Genomic DNA, 24,612 nt, shown 5'->3' on the forward strand with positions numbered 1-24,612 from the left:
ATCTCCCATGAGTTTTTTCGGCAAGATCAAGGACGCGATTTTCGGTAAGAAGGCCCAGGCCGCGCCGCCGCCCCAGCCAGCACCGACGACTGCGGGCGCTGCGCCCGCTCCGACTGCGCCTGTCGCGCCGCCGCCGGTCGAGGAAGTGGATGTTGAGCAGATTCTCAACGGTCTGGCCGCAAAATCCTCCCAAAATCTCAATTGGCGCACGTCGATCGTAGACCTCATGAAATTGCTGGATCTCGACTCCAGCCTTGCCGAGCGCAAGGAACTGGCCAAGGAACTGGGCTATACCGGCGCACTGGACGGTAGCGCGGAAATGAACATCTGGCTGCACAAGCGGGTGATGAAGGAACTGGCGGCCAATGGCGGCAAGGTGCCCGCCGCGCTGCTCGACTGACAGACTTCTCTGGTCCTGTCGCGTTCACAGATCGATGATGCGACGGGACCAAAGGGGGGGCGCAAGGGGTGCCGGGCGCTGACATATCGGCTATGAAGCGCGCATGACGTTGCATGAAACCGTCGCGGCCATTGTCGCGCACATCGCCACAATCGAAGATCGCGGGACGGTTGCATCCTATATTCCCGAACTGGCCAAGGTTGAGGCTGATCGCTTCGGCATGGCGATCGTCACGGCGGATGGAGAGACATTCATCGGCGGGGACGCGGACGCCAGCTTTTCGATTCAGTCGGTTTCCAAGGTGTTCGCGCTCACGCTGGCGCTGGGCAAGATTGGCGACCAGCTTTGGGAGCGGGTGGGGCGTGAGCCGTCGGGCAATGCCTTCAACTCCATCGTCCAACTGGAGCAGGAGCGGGGTATCCCGCGCAATCCCTTCATCAACGCGGGTGCGATCGTTGTCGCCGACGTCAATCTGGGCGGGCATCAGCCGCGCGTCGCAATTGGTGAGATGCTGCGTTTCCTGCATTATCTTGCCGGTGATGACGCCATCGCGATCAACGAAGCGGTGGCCGCATCGGAGACGTCCACGGGCTTTCGGAACCTTGCGCTCGCCAACTATATGCGCGCCTTTGACAATGTGCGGCATCCGGTCGATCTGGTGCTGGGCACCTATTTCCACCAGTGCGCGATCGAAATGAGCTGTCGGCAACTGGCGCTCGCGGGACGCTATCTGATGCTGGACGGGCGGCATCCCGATGGCGGGCGCGTGGTGTCGGCGGCGCGGGCGCGTCGTATCAATGCGCTGATGCTGACCTGCGGTCATTATGACGCATCGGGCGACTTCGCCTTTCGTGTAGGCATTCCAGGGAAATCAGGGGTGGGCGGCGGCATATTGGCGATCGTGCCGGGCCGTGCCTCCATTGCCGTCTGGTCCCCGGGCCTGAACGAAAACGGCAATTCGAAACTGGGCACAGTGGCGCTGGAGGAACTGGCGCGGCACACTGGCTGGTCGGTATTCAGTCCGCCGGATTAAAAGCAGCAGTTTGAAGGCATCAGGGCGTTTCGTCGGCTCGCAGGCGGCGTAGCTTGGGCGTCGCTTCCATCTCGGCCGCGTCCTTGATCTCCATGCGCAGATCCTCGCGCATCTGGTGGATGGACGCGATGACCGGACCCATCGCCACGCCCAGGTCGACAAGCGCGGTTTCCGCCAGTTGCAGCGAGCTTTCCAGCGTTTCGGGCACCGCGTCGCTCGCCCCCGCCTTGTAAAGCTGGGCCGCGTGATCGGTGTCGCGCGCGCGGGCGATGATCGGCAGGTCGGGCACCCAGCCACGCACCCGCTTGGTCACGCGGACCGACAGCACCGGATCGTCCATCGTCAGGATCAGCGCGCGGGCATGACCCAGCCGCAACTTGTCCAGCATTTCCGGTCGGGATACATCGCCGAACAGGATCGGATAGCCGTTGCGTCGGGCCTCCGCGACGGCGTCGGGGTCGGACTCCACGGCGATGAAGCGCTGATTATGCTGTTTCAGCAGGTCGCAAACCATGCGGCCCACCCGACCGAAACCGATGACGACGGCGGCTGGCTCTACGTTGTCCTCGGTGATCGGCGCTGGCTCGTCGCCGCTCCCCATCTCTATCCGACGGGCGATGTCATGCCCGACCCGTGCCAGCAGCGGCGTAATGGTCAGGCCGATGGCGGTCACGATCTGCCAGAAGGCGGCGGTGGACGGCAGGATGAGCTGCGCGGCGGCGGCGGCGGACAGCACGATCAGGGTGGTTTCGGAAGGGCTGGACATCAGCACGCCGACCTCCAGCGCCACGCCCTTGCGGACCCCCGAAATGGAGAGGAGGACAGCCGTCACCAGCGTCTTGATCAGCACGACGCCAACGACCGCCATCATCAGGCTGGACCAGTTGGCCAGGATGACGCGCAGGTCCAGGCTCATGCCCACGGTAATCAGGAAGACGCCCAGCGCCAGCCCCTTGAACGGCGCGGTCATCACCTCGACCTCGCCGTGATAATCGGTTTCCGCGATCAGCAGCCCCGCAAGCAGCGCGCCCACGATCGGCGACAGTCCGGCGATCGAAGTGGCAAGGCTGGAGACGATGACGACCAGCAAACTGGCGGCCAGAAACACTTCGGGGCTTTTCGTGCGAGCCGCCTGGGCAAAGATATGCGGTAGCACCAGCCGCCCCAGCACGAGCATGACGGCGATGGTGATGCCGCCCCGGAGGAGCGTTTCGACCATCCCGTTCCACGCCCCCTCCGGGCTGGCGGCGACGGTGGGAGCAAGCGCGCCCAGCATGAAGATGATGGGGACCAGCGCCAGATCTTCGAACAACAGCATCGAAAAGGCGGAGCGGCCGACCGCGCCCTGCGTGCCGACCATCGGCAGCACCAGCGCGGTGGAGGAGAGGGCGAGGGCAAGGCCAAGGCCGATGGCCCCCGCCGTCGGCTGCCCCAGCATGTAGAGGCCGATAGCGATGATCGCGCCGCTGCCCAGCAGTTCGGCGGCGCCAACCCCGAATACCTGGGTTCGCATGGACCATAGGCGCCGGAAGCTGAGTTCGAGGCCGATCGAGAAAAGCAGCAGGATGATGCCCAGTTCCGCAAATGGCTCGATCGCTTCACGATTGGAGATCGTCACATGGAAGAGCCAGGGATATTGCCCGACAAGCGATCCGAGGCCCGCCGGTCCAACGGCCAGCCCGACCAGGATGAAACCGATCACCGGGCTGATGCGGAACCGGGCGAAGCCGGGGATGACCAGCCCGGCCGCGCCAAGCACGACCAGGGAATCGCTGAAACTATTTGGATCGAATGCGCCGGCCATGCGCCGACCATTGCGGCACACGATTAAAATTACCAGTAATTCCATGAAAAAAACGTCATTTCTCCGGGAGGGTAAGGGAGGATGACAATGATGCGGCTGGCTCGCTTGACCCCGATCGCACCCCTCATTACTCCTACAAATAAAGGGAGAATATTTGTGACACAGGGCCGTACTTCGACGAAGCGGGGAATCGGCCTGCGATGGGTACTGCTGTTGTCGGCAGCCCTGAGCCTGATGGGGCGCGACGCTGTATTCGCGCGGGCCGAGCCGACTGTGGCCGCAAGCCTGACGATTCATGGCGACAAACCCGGCGCGACCATCGATCGCAACATTTATGGCCAGTTCGTCGAACATCTGGGCCGCGGCGTTTATGAGGGGATTTGGGTTGGCAAGGATTCGCCAATTCCCAATGTTCGCGGCATCCGCAGCGATGTCGTGGCGGCGTTGCGTCAGGTCAAAGTGCCGCTGATCCGCTGGCCGGGCGGTTGTTTCGCCGACATCTATCATTGGCGCGACGGCGTCGGCGATCCTGCAAAGCGACCACGCGGAATCAATGCCGCCTGGAGCAACGCGCCGGAAAGCAATGCGTTCGGCACCCATGAATATATGGATCTGCTCGAACAGGTCGGCGCCGCGCCCTTTGTGTCCGTCAATGTCGGCAGTGGCAACGTTCGGGAAGCGGATGACTGGATGCGCTACATGACCGCCCCGGTGGACAGCGATCCGGGCCGGGAGCGGGCCACCAATGGCCGCACTCAGCCATGGGAAATGCCCTTTATCGGCATCGGCAACGAAAGCTGGGGCTGCGGCGGCAACATGACCGCGCAAACCTATGCCACCGCCCTCCGCCACTATGCCGCCTATGTCCGCACCTATTCAGGGCCGCGCGTTAAGCTGATCGCGGTGGGTGCGGATACGGACGATTATGCATGGACCGACACGGTCATGGCGCAGGCCATGCAATGGCGGCCCAATCCGACCCCACTGGCCTACACCACCGACCGGCCGTTGATGTGGGGCCTGTCACTTCACTTCTACGCCTTTGCGGGCAATGACTGGCGCAACAAGGGGCGCAATATCGGCTTTTCGGAGGCCGACTGGGCCGCTGCATTGGTGCGCACCAATCTGACCGACGACCTCATCACCCGCCATAGCGCGATCATGGATCGCCATGACCCGGAGAAAAAGGTCGGGCTGGCGGTCGATGAATGGGGCGGCTGGTTCGACAGTGAAAAGGATGCGCCCTCCGCGCTCTACCTGGAAAGCACGTTGCGCGATGCGGTGATCGCGGGCCTCAGCCTCAACATCTTCAACCGTCATGCCGACAGGGTAAGGATGGCGAACCTGGCGCAGATGGTGAATGTCATCCAGTCGTTGGTCCTGACGCGCGGCGACAAGATGGTCGTCACGCCGACCTGGCATATATTCGACATGTACAAGGTGCATCAGGACGCGACCCTCATTCCCGTCGATGTGGTCGCGCCGGACTATATCGCGGGCAATGCGCGCCTGCCGACGCTCAGCGTGTCCGCGTCACGTGATGCTGTGGGCAAGCTGCACGTTTCCATCGTCAACCTCGATCCCAACAAGCGCGCGGACATCCGTGCCGCACTGGTCGGGGTGAAGGGCAGGGTGGCCCGCGCCAGGGTGCTGACGGCCGACGCCATCGACACGCGCATCCGGTTCGAGGGACCAGACCCTTTTGTGCCGAAGCCAGTCAGGAATGTCCGCTTGCAGGGGGACCGGCTGACCCTGTCCGTTCCGGCCAAGTCCGTGACCATGGTTGAGATTGGGGCTGAGATTGAGGACTAAGGGCGATCGACCATTGGGAGACACTGCATGCCCGTTTCGCTCGCCATCAGTCTTGATGACATACTCGACGCGGCACGGGTGATTGCGCCCGCCGCTTTCTGCACGCCCTTGATCGAGAATGACGTGCTGAACGCCCGATGCGGGCGGCGCGTCCTGATCAAATTCGAAGGGGCGCAGCGGACCGGCTCGTTCAAGTTCCGGGGTGCTTATAACCGGCTCGCCCGGCTGGATGGTGCCGCGCGGGTGGCGGGGGTCGTTGCCTGGTCGTCGGGCAATCATGCACAGGGTGTCGCGGCGGCGGCGCGCCTGTTGGGCATGCCCGCGACGATCGTGATGCCCGCGGACGCGCCCGCGATCAAGCTTGCCAACACTCGTGCGCTGGGCGCGGAAATCCTGACTTATGACCGGCATAGCGAAAGCCGCGAAGAAATTGCGACGGCGCTTGCCCAGAGCCGGGGCGCGACGCTGGTCCCGTCCTTCGACGATCCCTTCATCATCGCGGGGCAGGGGACGGCGGGCCTCGAAATACTGGAGCAGGCCAAGGCAATCGGCGCGGAAGTCGGTCAAGTGCTTGTGTGCTGTGGGGGCGGGGGGCTGACCGCCGGAATCGCTACCGCTATTAAAGGCCAGTCCATCACCACCGCGATCCACACCGTCGAACCGGCTGGCTTTGACGATACCGCCCGTTCGCTGATCAGCGGGCGCCGCGAGCAGGTGTCGCCGGATGCTCGCTCCATCTGTGACGCGTTGCTGGCGCCTAGTCCCGGCGCGCTGACCTTTCCGATCAATCAGGCGCTGGTATCTGGCGGCCTTGTTGTCACGGACGATCAAGTGCGCGACGCCATCCGTTTTGCCTTCACTACGTTGAAACTGGTGGTTGAGCCGGGCGGTGCGGTGGCGCTGGCGGCGATGCTGCCCGGCCTTGCGCCGCAGGGCGAGGGGGCGAGCGTGGTCGTTATCTCCGGCAGCAACGTCGATCCCGACCTTTATGCCGCCATAATCGGCGGCATCGGATGATGCATGAAGGCGACGGGGTGCAGGGCATGGCGCTTTTCAGTCCAAAGTAATATGTCTGGATAGTTGCCAGATTGCCACTATCCATTGCTTATCGATCATGCTCGCAAGCCCTTGTCACATGAGCGCCATATTGCGGTCCTAGCGGCAGCGTCATCGAACCGGGGTCGGGACGCATCGCAGGGAAATACCGCACTTCCGGGATCTGGAAGATAGGCTGGGCCAATCGCGATACGCTGCCTCTGTTCGACAACACACCATCAATGGGGAAACATCTTGTCCAAAACAACCTTCGGACGGTCGGCTTTGCTCGTGAGCGCGGCATTTGGCGCGCTGTCCATCGCGACGACCGCGCAGGCTCAGGCTTCCGGGTCCGACGCCCAGCTTGACGAAATCGTCGTGACGGCGGAGCGGCGTTCCGAAAATCTTCAGAAGGTGCCGATATCGGTCGGCGTCGTGGCGGGCGATCAGCTTCGCGCTTTCCAGACCGGCGGCGACGACATCATGGCGCTGTCTGGCCGCGTACCCGGCCTTTATGCCGAAACCACGACTGGCCGCATCTTCCCCCGCTTCTACATTCGCGGCCTGGGCAATATCGACTTCTATCTCGGCGCGTCGCAGCCCGTGTCGATCATTCAGGACGATGTCGTGCTGGAGCATGTCGTGCTGAAGTCCAACCCGGTGTTCGACATGAACCAGGTGGAAGTGCTGCGCGGTCCGCAGGGTTCGCTGTTCGGTCGCAACACCACGGCAGGCATCATCAAGTTCGACACCATCAAGCCCAGCCAGCAGTGGGAAGGCCGTGCGCAGGCCAGCTATGGCAGCTATAACACCGTCACCTTCGACGGTGGCATCGGCGGCCCGATCGTCGCGGACAAATTGGCCTTCCGCGTGTCGGCGCTCTACCAGCGCCGCGACGACTGGGTCGACAATGTCTACACCGGTCCCAGCGCCGACGGCACAGTCAGTCCAAAGAAGGACGCGATGGGCGGCTTTGAAGAGCGCGATGTGCGCGTTCAACTGCTGATGACGCCGACGGAATCCCTGTCAATGCTGACCTCGTTCCACGTTCGCGACTATGATGGTACATCGACCATCTTCCACCGCGCCGGGCTAAAGATAGGTTCGAACAGCGTCGCCGCGGAGCCGCGCAGCAAGATCGCGCTGGACGAGGCGCAGAACAACCCGCAGGCGTACAAGACCTATGGCGCGTCGGAAAAGATCGCCTATGATTTCGGGCCGGTCACGCTGACCTCCATCACTGCCTATGAGACGACCAAGGGCTATAGCCGTGGTGATACGGATGGCGGCGCTGGCGCCAATTTCCCGGTCAATGGCCTCGCCAACGGCTTTGGTGAATCGCAGGGCAATGTTCGCGATCTCGATCAGTTGACGCAGGAAGTGCGCCTCGCCAGCAATGGCGATACGGCCTTCAAATGGCAGGTCGGCGGCATGTATTTCGACAGCCGCGACACGACAGATTTTTACCAGCGCGCCTATTTCCTGACGGGCGCCGCCAACAATCCCAATAACTGGGTGCGTCTGCGCAACAAGAATGAAAGCTGGGGTCTGTTCGGTCAGGCCAGCTATGAAATCCTGCCCGGCTTCACCATCACCGCCGGCGGCCGTTACACCAAGGACACGAAGGAAACCCGCCTGGTCCGCGCCGCCGCCAATGCCGCGGGCGTATCCACCTATGCCGGGCGTCGCTATGTCAAGATGACCGGCAAGGAACCAAGCTGGGACGTCAGCGCGCTCTATGAAGTCAGCCCCGAAGTCAGCCTCTACGCCCGCGTCGCGCGTGGCTTCCGTGGCCCGACCATTCAGGGCCGCTCGGCCGTGTTCAACAGCGACTTCACCACAGCGGATTCGGAAACGATCATGTCCTATGAGGGTGGCATCAAGACGAACCTGTTCAACAACCGCCTGCGCTTCAACCTGTCGGGCTTTGCCTATCGGGTGAAGGACATCCAGTTGAACGGCAATGACGTCAACGGCAACGGTGTGCTCTTCAACGCGGACAAGGCCGATGCCTATGGTCTGGAAGCGGAACTGGATTTCCGCCCGATCGAGAATCTGACCCTTTCGGCGGGTCTCAGCCTGTTGCACAGCGAGATCAAGGACAAGACCGTCTTCGCGCAGGTCTGCACGCTGAACAACGTAGTGGTCTGCACGGTGCAGGACCCCACCATCACCAACGCACGCGGCGTCTTTGCCCAGATCGACGGCAACCCGCTGCCCAACGCACCCAAATATACCGCCAATGTCTCGGCCCGTTACGATGTGCCGCTGGGCAATGGCGGGGCGCTGTTCGCCGCGACCGACTGGAATGTGCAGGGCTACACCAACTTCGTGCTCTACCGGACGAAAGAGTTCTACTCGAAGGGCGATTTCGAAGGTGGCCTGAAGATCGGCTATACCACACCGGGCGGTCGTTATGAGGTTGCAGCCTTCGCCCGCAACATCACGAACGAGAAAAACCTCAAGGGCGTGATCGAAAACTACATGGCCGCCGTGTTCAACGAACCGCGCGTCATCGGCGTGTCGTTCAGCGGCAAGATGTAATCGGCACGGGCGCGGTTCTCACCGAACCGCGCCCGTTTGCTTCAGAGCGTTTTCGAAGCAGATGGAATCATCTGTTGGCTCGGAAAACGCGGCAAAACAAAAACCTAGCGTTCGATCAGCGCCTTGAGCGCCTTGAGATCGCGATTGACCCATTTGATGTCGCCCGCGAACCGGTCATCATCCATATCCGGCTGCCGAAAGAGGGTCAGCATGACCTCCGCGCCTGCACCATTCTGCACGACGCGCAGCGGGATATAGATTTCCGCTCCATCCCCCTGATCGACGAAATGATCCATTACGCCATGGTCGTTATGCGGCGTGAAGCGGATGCGGATCGGCCCGTCCTGTCCATCCGCCAACCACTGCCCTCCTTCTTCACGCAGCCCGGATTCGGCAAGGCCCGACGCCCATTTCTGGAAAAACTCCGGTCGCCAGATCCGTTCATAGAGGGCCTGCCACTCATGGTTGATCGTCACGCTATAGGTGCGGGCGGGCAGCATTTCCGTCTCCAATCTGATCGTTGGGTCCCCGCTACATCGCGCAAGGCTCGCTGTCATGTGCGGAGGTGAAATGGGTGCACGGGAGATTTACCTCTCCACCACGCCATCCTCATGCGCCATCCAATGCACGAAGCGGTGGAGCGGGTACATGGCGTCGTGCGGGTTGCCGATGGTGGCGGGGCCGGCCTCGCCCAGATGGACGATGCGCTGGGCGCCACCGCTCGCCAGCCGATCACGATAGTCGGCGATGCGGTCGAACGGGTAAACGCCCACGGTCTGCGTCGCGACGTTGACGAATTTCATCGCGTCGTCGAGGCTGTCCACCCGCACCACATTGGCGGTCTTGTTGATGGGATGGAAATCGACCGGCTCCTCGGAGCGGATGACGACGCCCTTGCCGTCCGCTTTGCCCCAGACGCCATATTCATCGTCCATCATGATCATCATATCGATGGCTTCGCGCAATTCCATGTCATGCGGGCGGACGTCGCCCGACTCTGCGGCACGCTCGGCGATGCGCTGGTGAAGCTTTGCGCAGAAGCGATCGACGTCCGCCTGGCTGCCCTCCACATATTGGAAGCGGCTGGCGACGCACGCTTCCTGGTTGAGGGTCATCACGTCCGCCGAGGCAAGGTCAGCCGCGATGGTCAGGACTTCCTCGGAGGCGAACGCTTCCTTGCCCACCATCGAGATCGAGGTCTTGGGATCAAAGGAAATGAGCTGAAAGCCGGGGCCGAGATATTTGACCACATTGTTGATCGCGTCGCCGCCGCCCCAGGCGACGATCTTGTCGAAATATTGCGGGCGATAGAGGATGCTCTCGGTCGCCTCGTCACCGCCGCGCCAGTAGGCGGCGGACATGGACTTCACGATGGGGTGGTCAGGGTCGATCGCCGCCATGGTGCGCAGGATCGCGACCGTGGTGAAAGGGTCGCTCGACGACATTTTGAAAAGGTTTATCCCCTTCACCAGCGCGCCGTGGGCGATGGACTTGACCGCGACGCCGGGCGAATTTCCCGGCAGGACGTGGATGAGACGCGGCGCAAAGGCGCGCACGAAGCTTTTGCGGCCGGTAAAATCCTCCTTTGGCACCCACCCGTCCAATGCGCGCGGATCGGGGAAATTTTGCTCCAACTCCGCCATCAGCCGCTTTCTGTCGAGCGTGAGGGTGGCATACATGGCCTGGTTCGCCACGACCTCACGCGGCAGGATATGCGTCGCGCACATGCGATCGATGCATTCCTGAAAGATGTCGTTCTTCGGATCGCGGATCCGCTCCCCCGTCTCCACCAGAAAGTCTATGATCTCGGATGTGGGCACGTTCAGCAGCGGCGGCACTTGCGTCCGTGGATGCACCGCGCGATTGAGGTCGAGCCTGGGCGTTGCGAAGGTCACGCCCAGATCGCGCGAGTTGTGCAGGGCATCGCTACCCTCCACCAGTTCGCCGCGCAGGAAGAAGGGAGCGGAGACGAAAGGGGCAGCCGCTTCGACAGCCGGTGCGCTCAGTTCCTTTATCGTATTCATGCTACACCTCTCACATAAGCATCTACCGTGCCTGCGCAGCCGATCTTGTCGTCGCCCTCCAGGTCCGCATAGCGCACCACAGTATCGCGGATCGACGCGCCCTTGTGTCCGCAGGGGCAGGGGCTGAAGTCGATCGACACCCTGTCGCCGGAAATTATACCGCCCCAGCGGCCGTCGATCGACAGGTCGAAGAAGGCGGCGCGACCCTCATATTCCTGCGTGGAGCGCGGCAGCAGCGCGTCGCCATCCTTGTTGAGGATCAGGGGCACCATCCACGGGGGCAGGTGATAGCGGCCACCTTTCTGGCATTTGGGCATGCCGCTGTGCATCTCCTGCATGGAATAGTTCTGATAATTGCGTTCGGGGTGAATGTTGAACGTCTCATAGACGAACTGCTGATAATCGTCGGGCAACCGGGCGCGTTTCAGACCCCCGCCAACATAGATGCTGTTCTCAGGATTGAAGTCCTTGGCGCTATAGCCCATCTCGCGCACCTCTTTGGCGACTGCATAGAGGCCTGACCACAGGCCGGTGACATGCAATTTGTCGGCGCGTCCCTCAACCACTGCCCTGGCGGTAGCGCCTACCGCGTCCTCGACGGCCTTCGCACGGACGGCTGAGATTTCTTCATATTTCTGAAGGTCGCCCGGCTGGGCTGTGCCGTCCGCGATCTTCTTGCGCAGCACGACCATTTGCGTCAGCCCGCCCACGGTGATCGGCGGCACCGGATAGGCGAAGCGTTCGGAGTTGGGGTCCTGAAGCGCTGCGACATAGGCGTCTCCCGTGGCGATGTTGCGCGCGACATGGGCGACCGGCGCCATGCCGAAGATGCGCCGATCCTGATTGGCCTTGATGCCCGAGCCCCAGCTATAGGCGGCGACCGCCTCCTTCTGGCACCATTGCATGTCCTTCTTCGAAGCGACCAGCATGGCCGATTTGCCGGTCGTGCCGCTGGAGCAGGAGACATAGAACCCCTGGTCTTCGAGCTGTTCTACCCAGTCGTCGATGCCGTCAATCTGGCTGCGGTCCTGCGGCGGCACGGGGTGACTGGACACGGTGTCGAGCCATTTTCCCAGTCGATCCCATCGTTCTTCCAGCAGCCAGCCCTCAGGATAGCTCTTATAGGCGGTGTGGGGGAAGAGAACCTGCGCAGCCTCTTCATGGCTGCTGATTTCGGTGAGATTGGCCTCATCGGCGCGGTGGCGTAGCAGCTTGATCGCATCCTTGCGCTGCTGAAATCGCTCATTCATCGCTTCGATCTGCACGTCATGAAGCTCGGTCGCCGGAATATTGTAGCGATCCTCCGATTCCACGAGCCGCGTCAGCCGTTCAACAGCCTCACCCATGCAGTTTCTCCATCTGCTTTATTGCTATAAGATGGCCTATAGGTACCCGAGTGTTTTATTAAATGCAAAGCTTTTCGGAGGGCAAGTTGAAGTCTGAGAATGAACCTGTAGGCGTAAGCCGCCCGCGCGCCGGGCGGCCCGCCCGCGGACAGCAGGAAAAGCGGCATGAAGAACTGTTGAACGTAGCGCTCGACATCTTTCTGGAGCGCGGTTTCGAGCAGGCGACGATGGTGGAAATAGCGACCGCCGTCGGCATGTCGAAGCGCACCGTCTATGCGCTGTATGAGGACAAGGCTGCGCTGTTCAAGGCAACGGTCAGGCGCGCCGTTGAGCGGTATACAATTCCTCGAGAGGCCATAGATCCACTGGTCACGGACAATCTGGAGCAGACACTGACGGCCATTGCCCATCAGCGGGTCATGAACATGTCTACGCCGGTCGCCGTCAAACTACAGCGCATATTGAGTGCGCAATCCTATCGTTTCCCGGAATTGTTCCATATCGCCTTTGAGGAGGGCGCAGGTCCCGCCGTGGACGTGCTTTCGAGCGTTTTTGTCGCCCACACTGCAAAGGGCGAGATAGCAGTTGCCGCGCCCCGGCGCGCGGCCGTCGCGTTTTTGAGCCTCGTGGTCAGCGGACCGGCACGTTTATTCGTATTGGGCGAGGCGATGCCCAGGGAGGAGATCGATTCCCGGATCAGCTTTGCCATAAGCTTGTTTTTAAATGGCGTTCGCGTGCGATGAGCTTCGGTCTGCGGATCCAAAGCGCGGGATAATGCCGACATGGCGAAGAAGAAATATATCCTGACCGCCACATTGCCGGATGGCTACGTCAAGACGATAGGGCCGACCGCGGCCGAGTTCACCCATTACTGGCGGATTGTGGCTTATCTTGGGAACGGAAAGACCGAGGTTTTCTGGGGCCATGTCAAATCACTGGCAGAGGCCCGGAAGAAACGGAGTGCGGCTGCGGACGCAGGCAAAAACCGGGGATGGGAGCGTCATGACTTCGAAATCGTGGAACTGGTCAGGACCACGGCGTGAAGGTCACCGGTGGCAGTCAATTTCAATTTTTTGGATTGAAGAGGGAACCGACAAGGGGTGGATCCGTTTATCCTGTAAGTGTGGTGTTCATTCCCCTTTACACCGCCCTCCCATATCTGCCCCGTCTGGATTACGATCCGGCGGGGCGTTTTTTTGGGTCAACGCTAGGTCGTTAGAGCCGCGCGCAGGCGCTCCAGTTCGATCTTTCGATCAGGCGCTTTTCGTTCCAGCGCGCGAACGGTCCCCAGCGCCATGGCGCGATAGTCCGGCAACAGGTCGGGTTGGTGCTGCGCCAGAGCAGTGAGATGGCGTTCGATCGTGCCGATATCGCCCCGAAGCAGCGGGCCAGACAAGGCATCGAAACCGCTGGAAAGGCTGTTGCCCAATGCTGCCCGAACCAGCGATTTCACCGATGGATACTGCACCAGATTTGCCGTGGAGAAACAGCCTTTTAGCATCTGGCCGGAAGCGACAGTCGACCACAAATTAAATTGGTTGAGGGAACGGAACGAAGCTCCGGGTTTTCTTGATGGGTTAAATGCTGCCTTTCAGGAGTCTGCCATGTCCAATGCCCCAACGGCCCACACCGCCATCGGACATCCTGGCCCATTACCGGCGATAACGGGTGTCGTGCTGGTGCTGATCGGACTGGTCCTGGGGGCAGGTGGCGCTTGGCTGGCGGTGCTGGGCGGATCGCCTTATTATCTGGTGACGGGCGTGGCGATGGTCGTGGCGGGGGTGCTGTTGTTCCGCCGGCGCATGAGCGGTGGCTGGCTCTATATCGCGATCTTTTCGGGCACGCTCTTCTGGGCCTTGTGGGAAGTAGGACCGCATGGCTGGCCGCTGGTGCCGCGCATCATTGCGCCGCTGGTGCTGCTGATCCCGGTATTGCTGTCGATGGCGGCGCTGTCGGTTGCGCCGCACCGCTGGCGCAGCGCCTGGGCGACCAGCGCGGGGGCGGTGCTGCTGCTGGCGTTCGGCTTTGTCGCGATGGGGCAGATCAACGCCAAGGGACCGAGCCAGGCGCTGCCGCAGGTTGCGGGCATGATGGGCGATCCGGCGCTGATGCAGCCGGGGGACGACTGGCCGGCTTATGGCGGCAGCTATGCGGCGCGGCGTTTTTCTCCATTGGCGCAGATCACGCCCGAAAATGTAGGGCAACTCAAACAAGTGTGGCTGGCCCATACCGGCGATATGCCCGCGACCGCGCAGGCGGCCAAAATGTACGGCGCGGAAACGACGCCGCTGAAGGTCGGCGACAGCCTCTATCTCTGTACGGCCAAGAATATCCTGATCGCGATGGACCCGGCGACGGGCAAGGCGCGCTGGCGCTTTGATCCCAAAGTGCCCGACAAGAATATTCCCTATACCGCCGCCTGCCGGGGCGTAAGCTATTATGCGGTGCCGAACATGGCCGCCGACCAGCTCTGCGCGACGCGGATCATCGAAGGCACGCTGGATGGCCGGATCATCGCCGTCGATGCGCGCAATGGCAAGCTGTGCACCGGCTTCGGCAATAATGGACAGGCGGACATCAAGCTGGGCATGGGCCATGTCTTTCCCGGCATGGTGTCGATCACATCGCCGCCCACGATCGTGCGTGGCGTGATCGTGACCGGGCATCAGGTGCTGGACGGGCAGGAACGTTGGGCGCCGTCGGGCGTGATCCAGGCCTATGATGCTGTGACTGGGCAGCTAAAATGGGCATGGGACATGAAGCATCCCGAACGCACGGGCGCGCCGCCCGCGGGACAGGAATATGCGCGCGGCACGCCGAATATGTGGACGACCGCATCGGGCGACGAGCAGCTGGGTCTGGTCTATCTGCCGATGGGCAATTCCGCCGCGGATTATTGGAGCAGCCTGCGGTCGCCGGAGGAAGATCGCTATGCGACATCGCTGGTGGCGATCGACGTCACCACCGGCAAGCCGCGCTGGCATTTCCAGGCGGTAAACAAGGATGTCTGGGACTATGATTTTGGCGCGCAGGCAACGCTGGTCGACTATAGGGGCGTTCCGGCGCTGCTTCTCCCCAGCAAGCAGGGCGATATCTATGTGCTGGACCGCCGCACCGGCCAGCCCCTGACTCCGGTCGGCCGGATCAAGGCGCCGGGCGGTGGCGTGGAACCGGCCCAGCGTGCCGCGACCCAGCGCGTGTCGCTATGGCATACGCTGCGCAAGCCCGACCTTACCGAAGCCAGCATGTGGGGCATGTCGCCCATCGACCAGATGGTGTGTCGGATCCAGTTCCGCCGCGCGAGTTACAAGGGCTTCTTCACCCCGCCAGAGGCCGACCGGCACAGCATCGAATATCCCGGCTATAATGGCGGGACCGATTGGGGTGGCATTGCCGTCGATCCCCGGCGCGGCGTGATCGTCGCCAATTATAACGACATGCCCAATTATAACCGGCTGGTGCCGCGCGCAGAGGCGAACAAGCTCGGCTGGGCGCCGCGCGAGGAAAAGCGCGGCGCGATCGGCGGCGCGGAAGGCGCGGGCGATCCGCAGAAGGGCACGCCCTATGCGATCAACGTCAATGCCGGCTGGCGGCTGCCCTTTACTGGCCTGTTGTGCAAGGAGCCTCCCTATGGCGGCATCCGCGCGATCGACATGGCCAGTGGCAAGACGATCTGGGACCGCCCATTCGGCACGGCGCGCACAAATGGCCCGTTCGGCATCCCCTCCATGTTGCCGATGGATATCGGCACGCCCAATAATGGCGGCGCGGTCGTGACGGCGGGCGGGCTGATCTTCATCGCCGCCGCGACGGACAATCTGATCCGCGCGATCGACCTGAAGACCGGCAAGACGCTGTGGAGCCAAGTCCTGCCGGCGGGTGGTCAGGCGACACCCATGACCTATTCGGTCAATGGCAAGCAATATGTCGTCATCATGACTGGCGGGCATCACTTCATGGAAACGCCGATCGGAGATCAGGTGATCGCTTATGCACTTCCCGGCTGACCTCTCCCTAATGGGTCAGCCCTTCCAGATGCCGTAGCTTGTCGGGATTGCGCATCACATAGATGGCCCGGATCAGCCCGTCTTCGATCAGCAGCGCGGTCGTCTGCAAAACCCCGTCCGGCTCCCGCGTCACGAACCCCGGCAAGCCGTTGACGAAGGCGTAGCGCATAAGTTCCGACGGCCCGGAACCCAGCCGGGCGATGGCGACATGCGCGCGCACGACTTCGCTCGCGCCTGTCAATATTCGGGCCACGGCGGGACGCTTGCCGCCGCCGTCGGCATGGAAGCGCACATCCTGCGCCAGCAGCGCACCCAGATGAGCGATGCCATCGCCGCGCGATGCCTGAAAGAAGGCCGCCGCGATTTCCATCCCATGCGCCTGGTCGATCGCGTAGCGTGGCCGCTCCGCCCGCACATTGGCGCGCGCCCGGCTGGCGAGTTGACGGCAGGCGGCGGCGTCGCGACCGATGGAGGCGGCGATCTCCTCGAAACTCTCGCCGAACACGTCATGGAGGAGGAAGGCTGCCCGTTCCAGCGGCGACAGCCGTTCAAGCGCCAGCATCAGGGGCAGGGTGACGTCCTCCACCGGTTCTGTTTCCACGACGGGTTCGGGTAGCCAGGGGCCGCTATACGCCTCTCGCCGCACATGCGCGGATTTAAGATGGTCGAGGCACAGCCGCGTGACCACCCGGCGCAGAAAGGCGGCGGGAACCTGCACCGCCTCCCTGTCCGTACCTGCCCAGCGAATAAAGGCCTCCTGCACCACATCCTCCGCATCGGCCATGGAACCGAGCATCCGATAGGCAACGCGCAACAGATCGGACCGATGCGCGTCAAAGGTGGCGGCAGCGTCTTCCATTACTTCCAGCCCAACTCCGGCGCGTAGAGGTTGAAACCCACGGCAAGGCGGTTCCAGCCGTTGATCACATTGATCGCCATCGACAGCTTCAACTGCTCCTCCTTGCTGAACTGGGCGTCCAGCGCTTCGTAAACGGCGTCGGGCGCGCGCTTGGTGGCGATCTCGGTCATATGATCGGTCCAGGCCAGTGCCGCGCGTTCGCGGTCGGTATAGCATGGCGCTTCATGCCATGCGGCCAGCAAATGAATGCGCTGCTCGGTCTCGCCCGCCTTGCGCGCGTCGGCTGTGTGCATGTTCAGGCAGTTGGCGCAGCCGTTGATCTGCGAAGAACGGATCTTGACCAGTTCGAGCAGCGGCTTTTCCAGGCCGCTTCCCTCGACCAGCATTGAGAAATTGTACCAGGCTTTGAAGATGTCCGGCGAAACGGTGTAGATATCAGCGCGGGGTGTCATGGCGATCATCCTTTCATGGTGGTGATGCCAGCATGACGAGGCAGGGCGCGCTGCTGTGACATGACATGCGAATCTTTATGTGTCCGACTCGTTCAAGCGAGCGCTTTGGCTGCCCCCGGCCCATGCGCAAAATCCGCCGCGCTGCGTATTTCGGCGGGCGAAGGGCGTATCCCGGTATAGAGGACAAATTGTTCGACGGCCTGAAGGACGATGACCTCCGCGCCGGATATAGTCTGCTTTCCGGCCTTTTGCGCCGCACGGATGAAGGGGGTGTCAGCCGGCAGGGCAACAACGTCGAAGGTGATGTCGCTGGTGGCGATGAAGCTTTCCGGGAAGGCGAGGGCGTTTTCGTCCGCTCCCTCCATGCCCAATGGCGTGACATTGATGAGCAAGGGCGCGCCGGTTGCGGGCAAGTCCGCCTGCCAGGCAAAGCCGTAGTCATCGGCCATCGCCTGACCGGCCAGCGCATTGCGGGCGACGATCAGCCCCTTTTGGAAGCCCAGATCGCGCAGGGCGGCGACGACGGCCTTGGCCATGCCACCGCTGCCACGCAGGATGAAGGGGGTGGCCGGGTCGACCATGCGCCGGGCCAGCAGGTCGCGGACCGCCACATAGTCGGTATTATAGCCGGTGAGCGCGCCATCGTCGTTGACGATCGTGTTGACGCTGTCGATCGCCTGGGCCGATGCCTCCAGCCGGTCGATCAGCGGGATCACCGCTTCCTTGAACGGCATGGATATGGCGCAGCCGCGAATGCCCAGTGCCCTGATCCCGCCGACCGCGGCGGGCAGGTCCGTGGTGCTGAAGGATTTGTACACATAGTCGAGGCCCAGCGCCTCATAGAGATGATTATGCAGGCGCGATCCCGCATTGCCGGGGCGGGCGGAGAGCGACATGCACAATTTCGTGTCGCGGCCGATGGGCGGTTTCATGCTGATGTCTCCGATGATTGTTCGAGCGGGGCGGGGGCGATGGCGACGCTCGATCCGCGCGGAATGAAGCGACCGGACAGGACGATCTTGCGGGTGGCGGCTTCGGGATGGTCGATCCGGTCGAAGAGCATCGCCATCGCCGCACGGCCAATTTCCTCGACCGGCTGGGCGATGACGCTGATGCCGCCGCTGGCAAATTCCATCCAGTCCTCCTGATCGAAACCAGCCAGCGCGACATTATGAGGAATGGACAACCCCATGGCGTGGACCGCGCGCACGACTGCCATCAGCATGACGCCGTTGCTGGCGACCAGCGCGGATGGCGGCGTTGGTCGGTGCATGATGGCGGTGACGGCCTTTTCCGCTTCGCCCGCGCCGTGGGGCACGAGGATCGCCTCTGCCTGCAATCCCAATGCGGCTGCGGCATGTTCATATCCCGCGCGCCTTTCGCTGCCAGTGCTGCTCGCCGCGCCGAACAGACCGACAATGTGCCGGTGGCCCTGGTCGTGCAGGTGCTGGACCAGCGTTGCGGCCATCGCTTCATTGTCGAGCGTGACGCAATCCTGTGTCGTGCCGGGCGGCGCGCGGTCGATCAGCACCATGGGGAAGTCGCTTTTGACCCGCCCTGCCTTTTCCGCGCCCTGCCGGGTCGGCGCCAGGATGACGCCGGTGACCCGCTCCTCCTGCATCAATTGCAGGTACATCGCCTCCTTGGCGGGGTCTTCGTCGGTGTTGCACAGGATGACCCGCAGCCCGCGCGCATAGGCGATATCCTCCACCGTGCGCGATACCGCCGTGAAGAAGGGGTTGCGGATATCGGCAACGATCAGGCCGATGGTGTTGCTGTGGCGGGATCGCAGGCGGCGGGCCGCAAGATTGGGGCGATAGCCCGTGGTCTGGACCGCCGCGAGTACGCGATCGCGCATCGCCGGGTCCACCGCGCGACCCGACAGGACACGCGACACGGTGGCGGGCGATACCTCGGCGACTCGCGCAACATCCTTGATTCCGACGGTCATTGGGAAATCGTTCTCCTGATCAAGTGCCCCTCCATCCGCTATTTCCAACGAATATGCGTCAGTTATCAATCCCATTGCAAGCCTACTTGACAATATGATGAGAAAACGTTTTCTATAAGTTCAGAAAAGTCTGGAGAGGCCAAACGCTATGCTTGCTGACCCCCTCAACGTCCTGGGGATCGAGGATCTCGTCCGTATCGATGCCCGCGCCTCCAGCAAGGAGGATGCGATCCGTCAGGCGGGACAGTTGCTGGCGGCGGCTGGCTGCGTGGCCCCCGGCTATGACGAAAGCATGGTCCGGCGCGAGGCGGTGGCGAACACCTATCTCGGCTCGGGCGTCGCGATCCCGCACGGCATGGGCGAGGACAAGGGGCTGGTCCGCCGCGACGCCATCGTCGTCCTGCAATTGCGCGACGGGATCGAATGGAATCCGGGCCAGCGCGCCCATCTGGTCGTCGGCATCGCCGCCAGTTCAGACAGTCATATCGCGATCCTGCGGCGCCTGACCCGGTTGATCCAGGACGAGGCGCGACTTGAGGGGCTTGCCCACACCGACGATCCGGCGGTTATCGCCGCCGCCTTGCAGCAAGATAGCGCCCCACCGACCAGCCAGACTCCGGCCGAGGATCTGGCCCAGCGGCGCGAGTGGACCATCGATTACCCCGCGGGCCTGCACGCCCGCCCGGCATCGGCCTGGGCGGAGGCGGCGAAGGCCAGCGGCGTGATGCTGCGCGTGCGCCACCAGAACGAAGTCGCTGATCCGCGCAGCCTGATCTCGCTGCTGCAATTGGGCCTGAAGGCCGGTGACGCGATTACCCTCTCAGCGTCTGGCGAGGGCGCGGGAAAGGCGCTCGACGCTTTCATGCAAGTCGTGACCCGGCTGACTGCGCGCGAAAAGGCCGATGCCGCCCGCGCGGCGGAAAAGGCCAAGGCGCCGGTGCGCGGCTGGAAGCCGATGGACAATCCCACGATGATCGCAGGCGTGTCCGCCAGCCCCGGCCTTGCCATCGGCAAGGTGCATGTGCTGGCATCGGCCGAGCTTGTCGTGACCGACCAGCCAGTCGACCTTGCCACCGGCGGCGCGCTGCTGAACGATGCACTGGTGCGGACCCGCGCGCAGATGAAGGCGCTGGTCGATGATACCACCCGGCGTCTGGGCGCTTCGGACGCCGCGATCTTTCAGGCGCAGGCCGGACTGCTGGACGACACGGACCTTATCACGCTCACCTGCCAGATCATGGTGGAGGGCCATGGCGTCGCCTGGTCCTGGCACCAGGCGATCGAACGCATGGCTGGGCAACTTTCCGCACTGGGCAATCCGGTGCTGGCTGCACGCGCCGCCGACCTGCACGATATCGGTCGGCGCGTGCTAGCCCATATTGATCCGGGGCTGGGCCTCGGCACGCTGACGGACCTGCCGGACGAACCGAGCATCCTTGTTGCGGCCGATCTGTCGCCATCGGACACGGCCACGCTGGACATCGAAAAGGTGGCCGGGATCGCAACCGCACTGGGCGGGCCGACATCGCACAGCGCGATTCTGGCGCGCACGCTGGGCCTGCCGTCGATGGTGGCGGGCGGCGCCGACCTGCTGTCACTGGCGGCGGGCGCAACGGCGATCGTCGATGGCGATAGCGGCCGACTGTGGCTCAATCCCTCTGCCGACGACATCGCCTCCGCCCACGCATGGATTGCGGAGATCGCGGCCAAGCGCCGCGAGCAGGAGGCCGAACGCTCCAACCCCGCTCGCACCGCCGACGGGCATCAGGTCGCCATTGGCGCGAATGTGAACCGGCCCGATCAGGTGGCGTTCGCGCTGTCGCAGGGCGGCGAGGGCGTGGGCCTGATGCGCACCGAATTTCTGTTTCTGGAACGCGGCGACAGCCCGACCGAGGAGGAGCAGCGCGCCATCTATCGTGATATGGTCGATGCGCTGGAGGACCGGCCGCTGATCGTGCGCGCGCTCGACATTGGCGGCGACAAGCAGGTGCCGCATCTGGACCTGCCGCGCGAGGAAAACCCCTTTCTGGGTGTGCGCGGTGCGCGGCTGCTGCTGCGGCGGCCCGACCTGCTGGAGCCGCAATTGCGCGCGCTCTATGGCGCGGCAAAGGGCGGGGGCGACCTGTCGATCATGTTCCCGATGATTACCTCCGCGTCCGAACTGCTGGCGCTGCGCGAACGGTGTGAGGCGATTCGGGTCGAGCTGGACGCGCCGGCCGTGCCGATCGGTATCATGATCGAGGTGCCCGCCGCTGCGGTGCAGGCGGACAAGCTGGCCGCGCATGCCGATTTCTTCTCGATCGGCACCAATGACTTGACCCAATATGTGCTGGCGATCGACCGGCAAAATCCCGAACTGGCGAGCGAGGCCGACAGCCTGCATCCCGCCGTCTTGCGCCTGATCGCCATGACGGTGGCGGGCGCGAAGCGGCATGATCGCTGGGTGGGCGTGTGCGGCGGCATCGCGGGCGATCCTTTCGGCGCGGCGCTGCTGGTCGGGCTGGGCGTGAGCGAATTGTCGATGACCCCGCGCGACATTCCGTCGGTGAAGGCGCGCATCCGCAGCGCCGCCCTGCCCGCCCTTCAGGCGCTCGCCGCCCGGGCGCTGGAAGCGGAAAGTGCCGCAGATGTGCGTGCGCTGGATGGGGAGGCGGGCTGATGCGCGCGCTGACGGTGACGTTCAATCCAGCGATCGACCAGACGATCACGATCGATCGGCTGGAACCCGGCGCTGTCCATCGCGCCCGTTCGGTCCGGCAGGATGCCGGAGGCAAGGGCGTCAATGTCGCCAGTTGTCTGGCCGACTGGGGCGTGCCCGTCAGCGCCTTTGGCCTGCTGGGCGCGGACAATGGTGCGCCGTTCGAGGCTCTGTTCGCGGCCAAGGGGATCAAGGATCATTTCTTGCGCCGGGCAGGCGCGACGCGGGTTAACCTCAAGCTGCTGGACGCAATCGATACGACCGACATCAACATGGACGGCGCAGTGGCGGACCCAGCCCAGATCGAGGCGCTGGTAACGGCGATCGAGGCGCAGGCGGACAAGGAAAGCCTGATCCTGCTGTGCGGCAGCCTGCCGCCCGGCTGCCCGACCGATATCTATGCACGGATGGTCGCGCGCTTGCGCGCCAAGGGCGCGATGCTGCTGCTCGACGCCAGCGGTCCACCCCTTGCGCATGCGCTGAAAGGCAACGTGCTGCCCCATATCCTCAAGCCCAATCGGCATGAATTGGAGGAATGGCATGGAGCGCCCTTGCACGATGTCGCCGATGTGGCGCGGGTGGCCGGTTCATTGCTGGCGCGCGGCGTTAAACTGGTCGTTGTGTCGATGGGTGAGGATGGCGCGTTATTTCTCGCACAGGAGGGCACGCAGATCGCACGGCTGACCGCCGATGCCGTCGCCAGCACCGTTGGCGCGGGCGACGCGATGGTCGCCGGGATCGCTGCCGCCATTATCGAGGGCAGCGACCTGGAACGGATTGCGCGCTTGTCCACCGCCTTTGCTGTGGCGAAACTGGGCCTCCCCGGTCCCCATCTGCCCGACGCGGCGCAAGTGAGAGGGCTGGCGGACCGCGTGAATATCACGGCAGTCGAACAATCGAACGCGGTTTTGGTAGGAGAGGGCGAATGAGCCGTATATTCGCGATCGTGCAGGCTGGCGAAGCTGGCGTTACCGGCGTTCTGGCCGGGGAAGCACTGCGCAAGGCGGCGCGTGCCGAGGGACGCAGCATCGAGATCGAGGTGCGGACCGAGCAGGGGGTCGTCAATCCGCTGCCCGAAGGTGCTGTCGGAGAGGACGATCTGTTGCTGTTCGTCGCGCGTCAGGATGCCGATGACAGCAGCCTCGCGCTCCGTCCGCATCGTCGATTGACGCTGGAGGCTGTGCTGGCCGATCCGATCGCTGCTCTGGCGGGCGGAGAGGCTGCGCTGGCGCAGCCGGACCTGCATGCGCCGACGATCGTTGCGGTCACATCCTGTCCCACCGGCATCGCCCATACCTTCATGGCCGCCGAGGGGCTTCAGGAGGGCGCGCGCCAGTTGGGTTACGCCATGCGGGTGGAAACACAGGGGTCTGTCGGCGCGGGTAATGCGTTGACGCCGCAGGAGATCGCCGCCGCCGACATCGTGCTGATCGCCGCCGACCGTGAAGTCGACCGCAGCCGGTTCGCAGGCAAGCGCGTCTTTTCGTCCAACACCAAGCCTGCGATTACCGGCGGCGCCAAGCTGATCGAAAAGGCGCTGGCGGAGGCGCAGGTGCAGGGTGGGCAAGTGGATGGCGCCGCATCGTCCGCCGAACCCCAGCAGGGCAAGGCCGGTCCCTACAAGCATCTGATGACCGGCGTATCGTTCATGCTGCCCTTCGTGGTGGCGGGCGGGTTGTTGATCGCACTGGCTTTCGCGCTGGGCGGCATTCACGCCAATGAAGATGCCGCAGCGGGCACGCTGGCCCATGCGCTGTTCGAGATCGGTGCAAAGGGCGGCTTTGCCCTGATCGTACCGGCGCTGGCAGGCTATATCGCCTTCTCGATCGCCGACCGGCCGGGCATCGCGCCGGGCATGATTGGCGGCATGCTGGCGGCCAATCTGGGCGCGGGCTTTCTGGGCGGCATCGTGGCCGGCTTTATCGCGGGCTATGGCGTCCACTTCCTCAACCGACTGATCCAGTTACCCAAAAATTTACAGGGGTTGAAGCCTGTGCTGATCCTGCCCTTGCTGGGCACGCTGCTGACGGGCTTGCTGATGATCTATGCGGTGGGCACGCCGGTGGCGAGCGCGCTGGCCTTCCTGACCGAATGGTTGCGTAGTATGCAGGGATCGAGCGCTCTGCTGCTTGGGCTGCTGCTTGGTGCCATGTCTGCTTTCGATATGGGCGGGCCGGTGAACAAGGCGGGCTATGCCTTCTCCGTGGGGCTGATCGCCAGCCAGGTTTACACGCCCATGGCGGCCACCATGGCGGCCGGCATGACACCGCCGCTCGCGGTCGCGTTGGCGACATGGCTGTTTCGCAATCGCTTCACCGTCGAGGAGCGCGAAGCGGGCGCCGCCGCGGCGGTGCTGGGCCTTGCCTTCATTACCGAGGGCGCGATTCCCTTTGCGGCGCGCGATCCGCTGCGCGTGATCCCGGCGCTGATGGTCGGGTCGGCCGTGGCCGGCGCGATCTCCATGGCGGCGAGCGTGCAACTGCGTGTGCCACATGGCGGCCTGTTCGTCCTGCCCATTCCCGGTGCGGTGACGCATATCCTGGCCTATGCCGGGGCGATCGTCGCCGGGACGCTGATCAGCGCCCTATTGGTCGGGCTGCTGAAACGCCCCGTGCCTCAGCCGACCGTTTGAAAATATAGATAGCAT

General features: G+C 63.3%; 20 protein-coding genes. 11 read left to right on the forward strand and 9 right to left on the reverse strand.

The window, feature by feature from the left end:
* Positions 1 to 7: 7 nt before the first annotated feature.
* Together WFR25_RS10115 and WFR25_RS10120 are read left to right on the forward strand one after the other, a co-directional pair.
* Positions 8 to 400: a DUF3597 domain-containing protein gene (locus WFR25_RS10115; RefSeq protein ID WP_336970644.1), complete on the forward strand. Its 393-nt coding sequence runs from the start codon at positions 8 to 10 to the stop codon at positions 398 to 400.
* A gap of 103 nt (positions 401 to 503) precedes the next feature.
* Positions 504 to 1,433 carry a glutaminase gene (locus WFR25_RS10120; protein WP_336970646.1) on the forward strand — a complete coding sequence of 310 codons (930 nt, stop codon included), beginning with the start codon at positions 504 to 506 and terminating at the stop codon, positions 1,431 to 1,433.
* 19 nt (positions 1,434 to 1,452) lie between these two features.
* Here WFR25_RS10120 and WFR25_RS10125 read toward each other — a convergent pair whose 3' ends face one another.
* Positions 1,453 to 3,237, reverse strand: a complete 1,785-nt coding sequence (locus WFR25_RS10125; RefSeq protein ID WP_336970648.1) for a cation:proton antiporter domain-containing protein — start codon at positions 3,235 to 3,237, stop codon at positions 1,453 to 1,455.
* A 156-nt stretch (positions 3,238 to 3,393) separates the two neighbouring features.
* Here WFR25_RS10125 and WFR25_RS10130 point away from each other — a divergent pair, with 156 nt between their 5' ends.
* The 3 genes from WFR25_RS10130 (at position 3,394) to WFR25_RS10140 (ending at position 8,628) form a co-directional block, all read left to right on the forward strand.
* Positions 3,394 to 5,049 (forward strand): alpha-N-arabinofuranosidase, encoded by a 1,656-nt coding sequence (locus tag WFR25_RS10130; RefSeq protein ID WP_336970650.1) that lies wholly within the window; start codon positions 3,394 to 3,396, stop codon positions 5,047 to 5,049.
* Between the two features lie 27 nt (positions 5,050 to 5,076).
* Complete coding sequence (locus WFR25_RS10135; protein ID WP_336970652.1) at positions 5,077 to 6,066, forward strand: threonine ammonia-lyase; 990 nt, start codon at positions 5,077 to 5,079, stop codon at positions 6,064 to 6,066.
* Between the two features lie 273 nt (positions 6,067 to 6,339).
* The gene (locus WFR25_RS10140; RefSeq protein ID WP_336970654.1) at positions 6,340 to 8,628 is read left to right on the forward strand and encodes a TonB-dependent receptor; all 2,289 of its coding nucleotides are present in this window, start codon (positions 6,340 to 6,342) and stop codon (positions 8,626 to 8,628) included.
* A 104-nt stretch (positions 8,629 to 8,732) separates the two neighbouring features.
* Here WFR25_RS10140 and WFR25_RS10145 read toward each other — a convergent pair whose 3' ends face one another.
* The 3 genes from WFR25_RS10145 to WFR25_RS10155 form a co-directional block, all read right to left on the reverse strand.
* Complete coding sequence (locus WFR25_RS10145; protein WP_336970656.1) at positions 8,733 to 9,128, reverse strand: polyketide cyclase; 396 nt, start codon at positions 9,126 to 9,128, stop codon at positions 8,733 to 8,735.
* 87 nt (positions 9,129 to 9,215) lie between these two features.
* Positions 9,216 to 10,652: an acyl-CoA reductase gene (locus tag WFR25_RS10150; protein WP_336970658.1), complete on the reverse strand. Its 1,437-nt coding sequence runs from the start codon at positions 10,650 to 10,652 to the stop codon at positions 9,216 to 9,218.
* Positions 10,649 to 11,998, reverse strand: coding sequence for a hypothetical protein (locus tag WFR25_RS10155; RefSeq protein WP_336970660.1), 1,350 nt, complete (start codon positions 11,996 to 11,998; stop codon positions 10,649 to 10,651). The genes WFR25_RS10150 and WFR25_RS10155 overlap by 4 nt, the downstream gene beginning before the upstream one ends.
* Before the next feature lie 86 nt (positions 11,999 to 12,084).
* Between WFR25_RS10155 and WFR25_RS10160 the strand changes: the two genes are divergently transcribed.
* Complete coding sequence (locus WFR25_RS10160) at positions 12,085 to 12,741, forward strand: TetR/AcrR family transcriptional regulator (protein ID WP_336970662.1); 657 nt, start codon at positions 12,085 to 12,087, stop codon at positions 12,739 to 12,741.
* Positions 12,742 to 12,780: 39 nt separating this feature from the next.
* On the forward strand, positions 12,781 to 13,041 hold the full coding sequence (locus tag WFR25_RS10165) for a hypothetical protein (protein ID WP_336970664.1): 261 nt from the start codon (positions 12,781 to 12,783) through the stop codon (positions 13,039 to 13,041).
* Between the two features lie 164 nt (positions 13,042 to 13,205).
* Here the strand turns inward: WFR25_RS10165 and WFR25_RS10170 are convergent, their stop codons facing one another.
* A complete protein-coding gene (locus WFR25_RS10170) occupies positions 13,206 to 13,466 on the reverse strand; it encodes a DUF2520 domain-containing protein (protein ID WP_336970666.1) in 261 nt (86 codons plus the stop codon).
* Positions 13,467 to 13,602: 136 nt separating this feature from the next.
* On the opposite strand from WFR25_RS10170, the gene WFR25_RS10175 reads away from it, so the two are divergent.
* Positions 13,603 to 16,005 (forward strand): membrane-bound PQQ-dependent dehydrogenase, glucose/quinate/shikimate family, encoded by a 2,403-nt coding sequence (locus tag WFR25_RS10175; protein ID WP_336970668.1) that lies wholly within the window; start codon positions 13,603 to 13,605, stop codon positions 16,003 to 16,005.
* A 7-nt stretch (positions 16,006 to 16,012) separates the two neighbouring features.
* Here WFR25_RS10175 and WFR25_RS10180 read toward each other — a convergent pair whose 3' ends face one another.
* The 4 genes from WFR25_RS10180 to WFR25_RS10195 form a co-directional block, all read right to left on the reverse strand.
* Complete coding sequence (locus tag WFR25_RS10180; protein ID WP_336970670.1) at positions 16,013 to 16,864, reverse strand: sigma-70 family RNA polymerase sigma factor; 852 nt, start codon at positions 16,862 to 16,864, stop codon at positions 16,013 to 16,015.
* Positions 16,864 to 17,316 carry a carboxymuconolactone decarboxylase family protein gene (locus tag WFR25_RS10185; RefSeq protein WP_336970672.1) on the reverse strand — a complete coding sequence of 151 codons (453 nt, stop codon included), beginning with the start codon at positions 17,314 to 17,316 and terminating at the stop codon, positions 16,864 to 16,866. Before WFR25_RS10185 ends, WFR25_RS10180 begins: the two co-directional genes overlap by 1 nt.
* 92 nt (positions 17,317 to 17,408) lie before the next feature.
* Entirely contained in the window at positions 17,409 to 18,248 is an 840-nt protein-coding gene (locus WFR25_RS10190; protein ID WP_336970674.1) for a shikimate 5-dehydrogenase, read from the reverse strand.
* Positions 18,245 to 19,267 carry a LacI family DNA-binding transcriptional regulator gene (locus tag WFR25_RS10195; RefSeq protein ID WP_336970675.1) on the reverse strand — a complete coding sequence of 341 codons (1,023 nt, stop codon included), beginning with the start codon at positions 19,265 to 19,267 and terminating at the stop codon, positions 18,245 to 18,247. The genes WFR25_RS10190 and WFR25_RS10195 overlap by 4 nt, the downstream gene beginning before the upstream one ends.
* A 148-nt stretch (positions 19,268 to 19,415) precedes the next feature.
* Between WFR25_RS10195 and ptsP the strand changes: the two genes are divergently transcribed.
* From ptsP to WFR25_RS10210, 3 genes are read left to right on the forward strand one after another with little or no spacing between them, the layout of a single operon-like run.
* Positions 19,416 to 21,926 (forward strand): phosphoenolpyruvate--protein phosphotransferase, encoded by a 2,511-nt coding sequence (gene ptsP / locus WFR25_RS10200; protein WP_336970677.1) that lies wholly within the window; start codon positions 19,416 to 19,418, stop codon positions 21,924 to 21,926.
* Positions 21,926 to 22,894 (forward strand): 1-phosphofructokinase, encoded by a 969-nt coding sequence (pfkB, locus tag WFR25_RS10205; RefSeq protein WP_336970679.1) that lies wholly within the window; start codon positions 21,926 to 21,928, stop codon positions 22,892 to 22,894. The genes ptsP and pfkB overlap by 1 nt, the downstream gene beginning before the upstream one ends.
* Positions 22,891 to 24,597 carry a fructose-specific PTS transporter subunit EIIC gene (locus WFR25_RS10210; RefSeq protein WP_336970681.1) on the forward strand — a complete coding sequence of 569 codons (1,707 nt, stop codon included), beginning with the start codon at positions 22,891 to 22,893 and terminating at the stop codon, positions 24,595 to 24,597. Before pfkB ends, WFR25_RS10210 begins: the two co-directional genes overlap by 4 nt.
* Positions 24,598 to 24,612 lie beyond the last annotated feature (15 nt).

Source organism: Sphingobium aromaticiconvertens, from assembly GCF_037154075.1.
Lineage (GTDB): Bacteria > Pseudomonadota > Alphaproteobacteria > Sphingomonadales > Sphingomonadaceae > Sphingobium > Sphingobium aromaticiconvertens.

Excerpts from the sequence above, each read along its gene's own strand:
- WFR25_RS10155 (WP_336970660.1), bottom strand. The coding sequence starts at position 11,998 with ATGGGTGAGGCTGTTGAACGGCTGACGCGGCTCGTGGAATCGGAGGAT.
- WFR25_RS10115 (WP_336970644.1), top strand. The coding sequence starts at position 8 with ATGAGTTTTTTCGGCAAGATCAAGGACGCGATTTTCGGTAAGAAGGCC.
- WFR25_RS10210 (WP_336970681.1), top strand. The coding sequence starts at position 22,891 with ATGAGCCGTATATTCGCGATCGTGCAGGCTGGCGAAGCTGGCGTTACC.
- WFR25_RS10145 (WP_336970656.1), bottom strand. The coding sequence starts at position 9,128 with ATGCTGCCCGCCCGCACCTATAGCGTGACGATCAACCATGAGTGGCAG.
- WFR25_RS10125 (WP_336970648.1), bottom strand. The coding sequence starts at position 3,237 with ATGGCCGGCGCATTCGATCCAAATAGTTTCAGCGATTCCCTGGTCGTG.
- WFR25_RS10195 (WP_336970675.1), bottom strand. The coding sequence starts at position 19,267 with ATGACCGTCGGAATCAAGGATGTTGCGCGAGTCGCCGAGGTATCGCCC.
- WFR25_RS10165 (WP_336970664.1), top strand. The coding sequence starts at position 12,781 with ATGGCGAAGAAGAAATATATCCTGACCGCCACATTGCCGGATGGCTAC.
- ptsP (WP_336970677.1), top strand. The coding sequence starts at position 19,416 with ATGCTTGCTGACCCCCTCAACGTCCTGGGGATCGAGGATCTCGTCCGT.
- WFR25_RS10180 (WP_336970670.1), bottom strand. The coding sequence starts at position 16,864 with ATGGAAGACGCTGCCGCCACCTTTGACGCGCATCGGTCCGATCTGTTG.
- WFR25_RS10120 (WP_336970646.1), top strand. The coding sequence starts at position 504 with ATGACGTTGCATGAAACCGTCGCGGCCATTGTCGCGCACATCGCCACA.
- WFR25_RS10175 (WP_336970668.1), top strand. The coding sequence starts at position 13,603 with ATGTCCAATGCCCCAACGGCCCACACCGCCATCGGACATCCTGGCCCA.
- WFR25_RS10135 (WP_336970652.1), top strand. The coding sequence starts at position 5,077 with ATGCCCGTTTCGCTCGCCATCAGTCTTGATGACATACTCGACGCGGCA.
- pfkB (WP_336970679.1), top strand. The coding sequence starts at position 21,926 with ATGCGCGCGCTGACGGTGACGTTCAATCCAGCGATCGACCAGACGATC.
- WFR25_RS10190 (WP_336970674.1), bottom strand. The coding sequence starts at position 18,248 with ATGAAACCGCCCATCGGCCGCGACACGAAATTGTGCATGTCGCTCTCC.
- WFR25_RS10185 (WP_336970672.1), bottom strand. The coding sequence starts at position 17,316 with ATGACACCCCGCGCTGATATCTACACCGTTTCGCCGGACATCTTCAAA.
- WFR25_RS10150 (WP_336970658.1), bottom strand. The coding sequence starts at position 10,652 with ATGAATACGATAAAGGAACTGAGCGCACCGGCTGTCGAAGCGGCTGCC.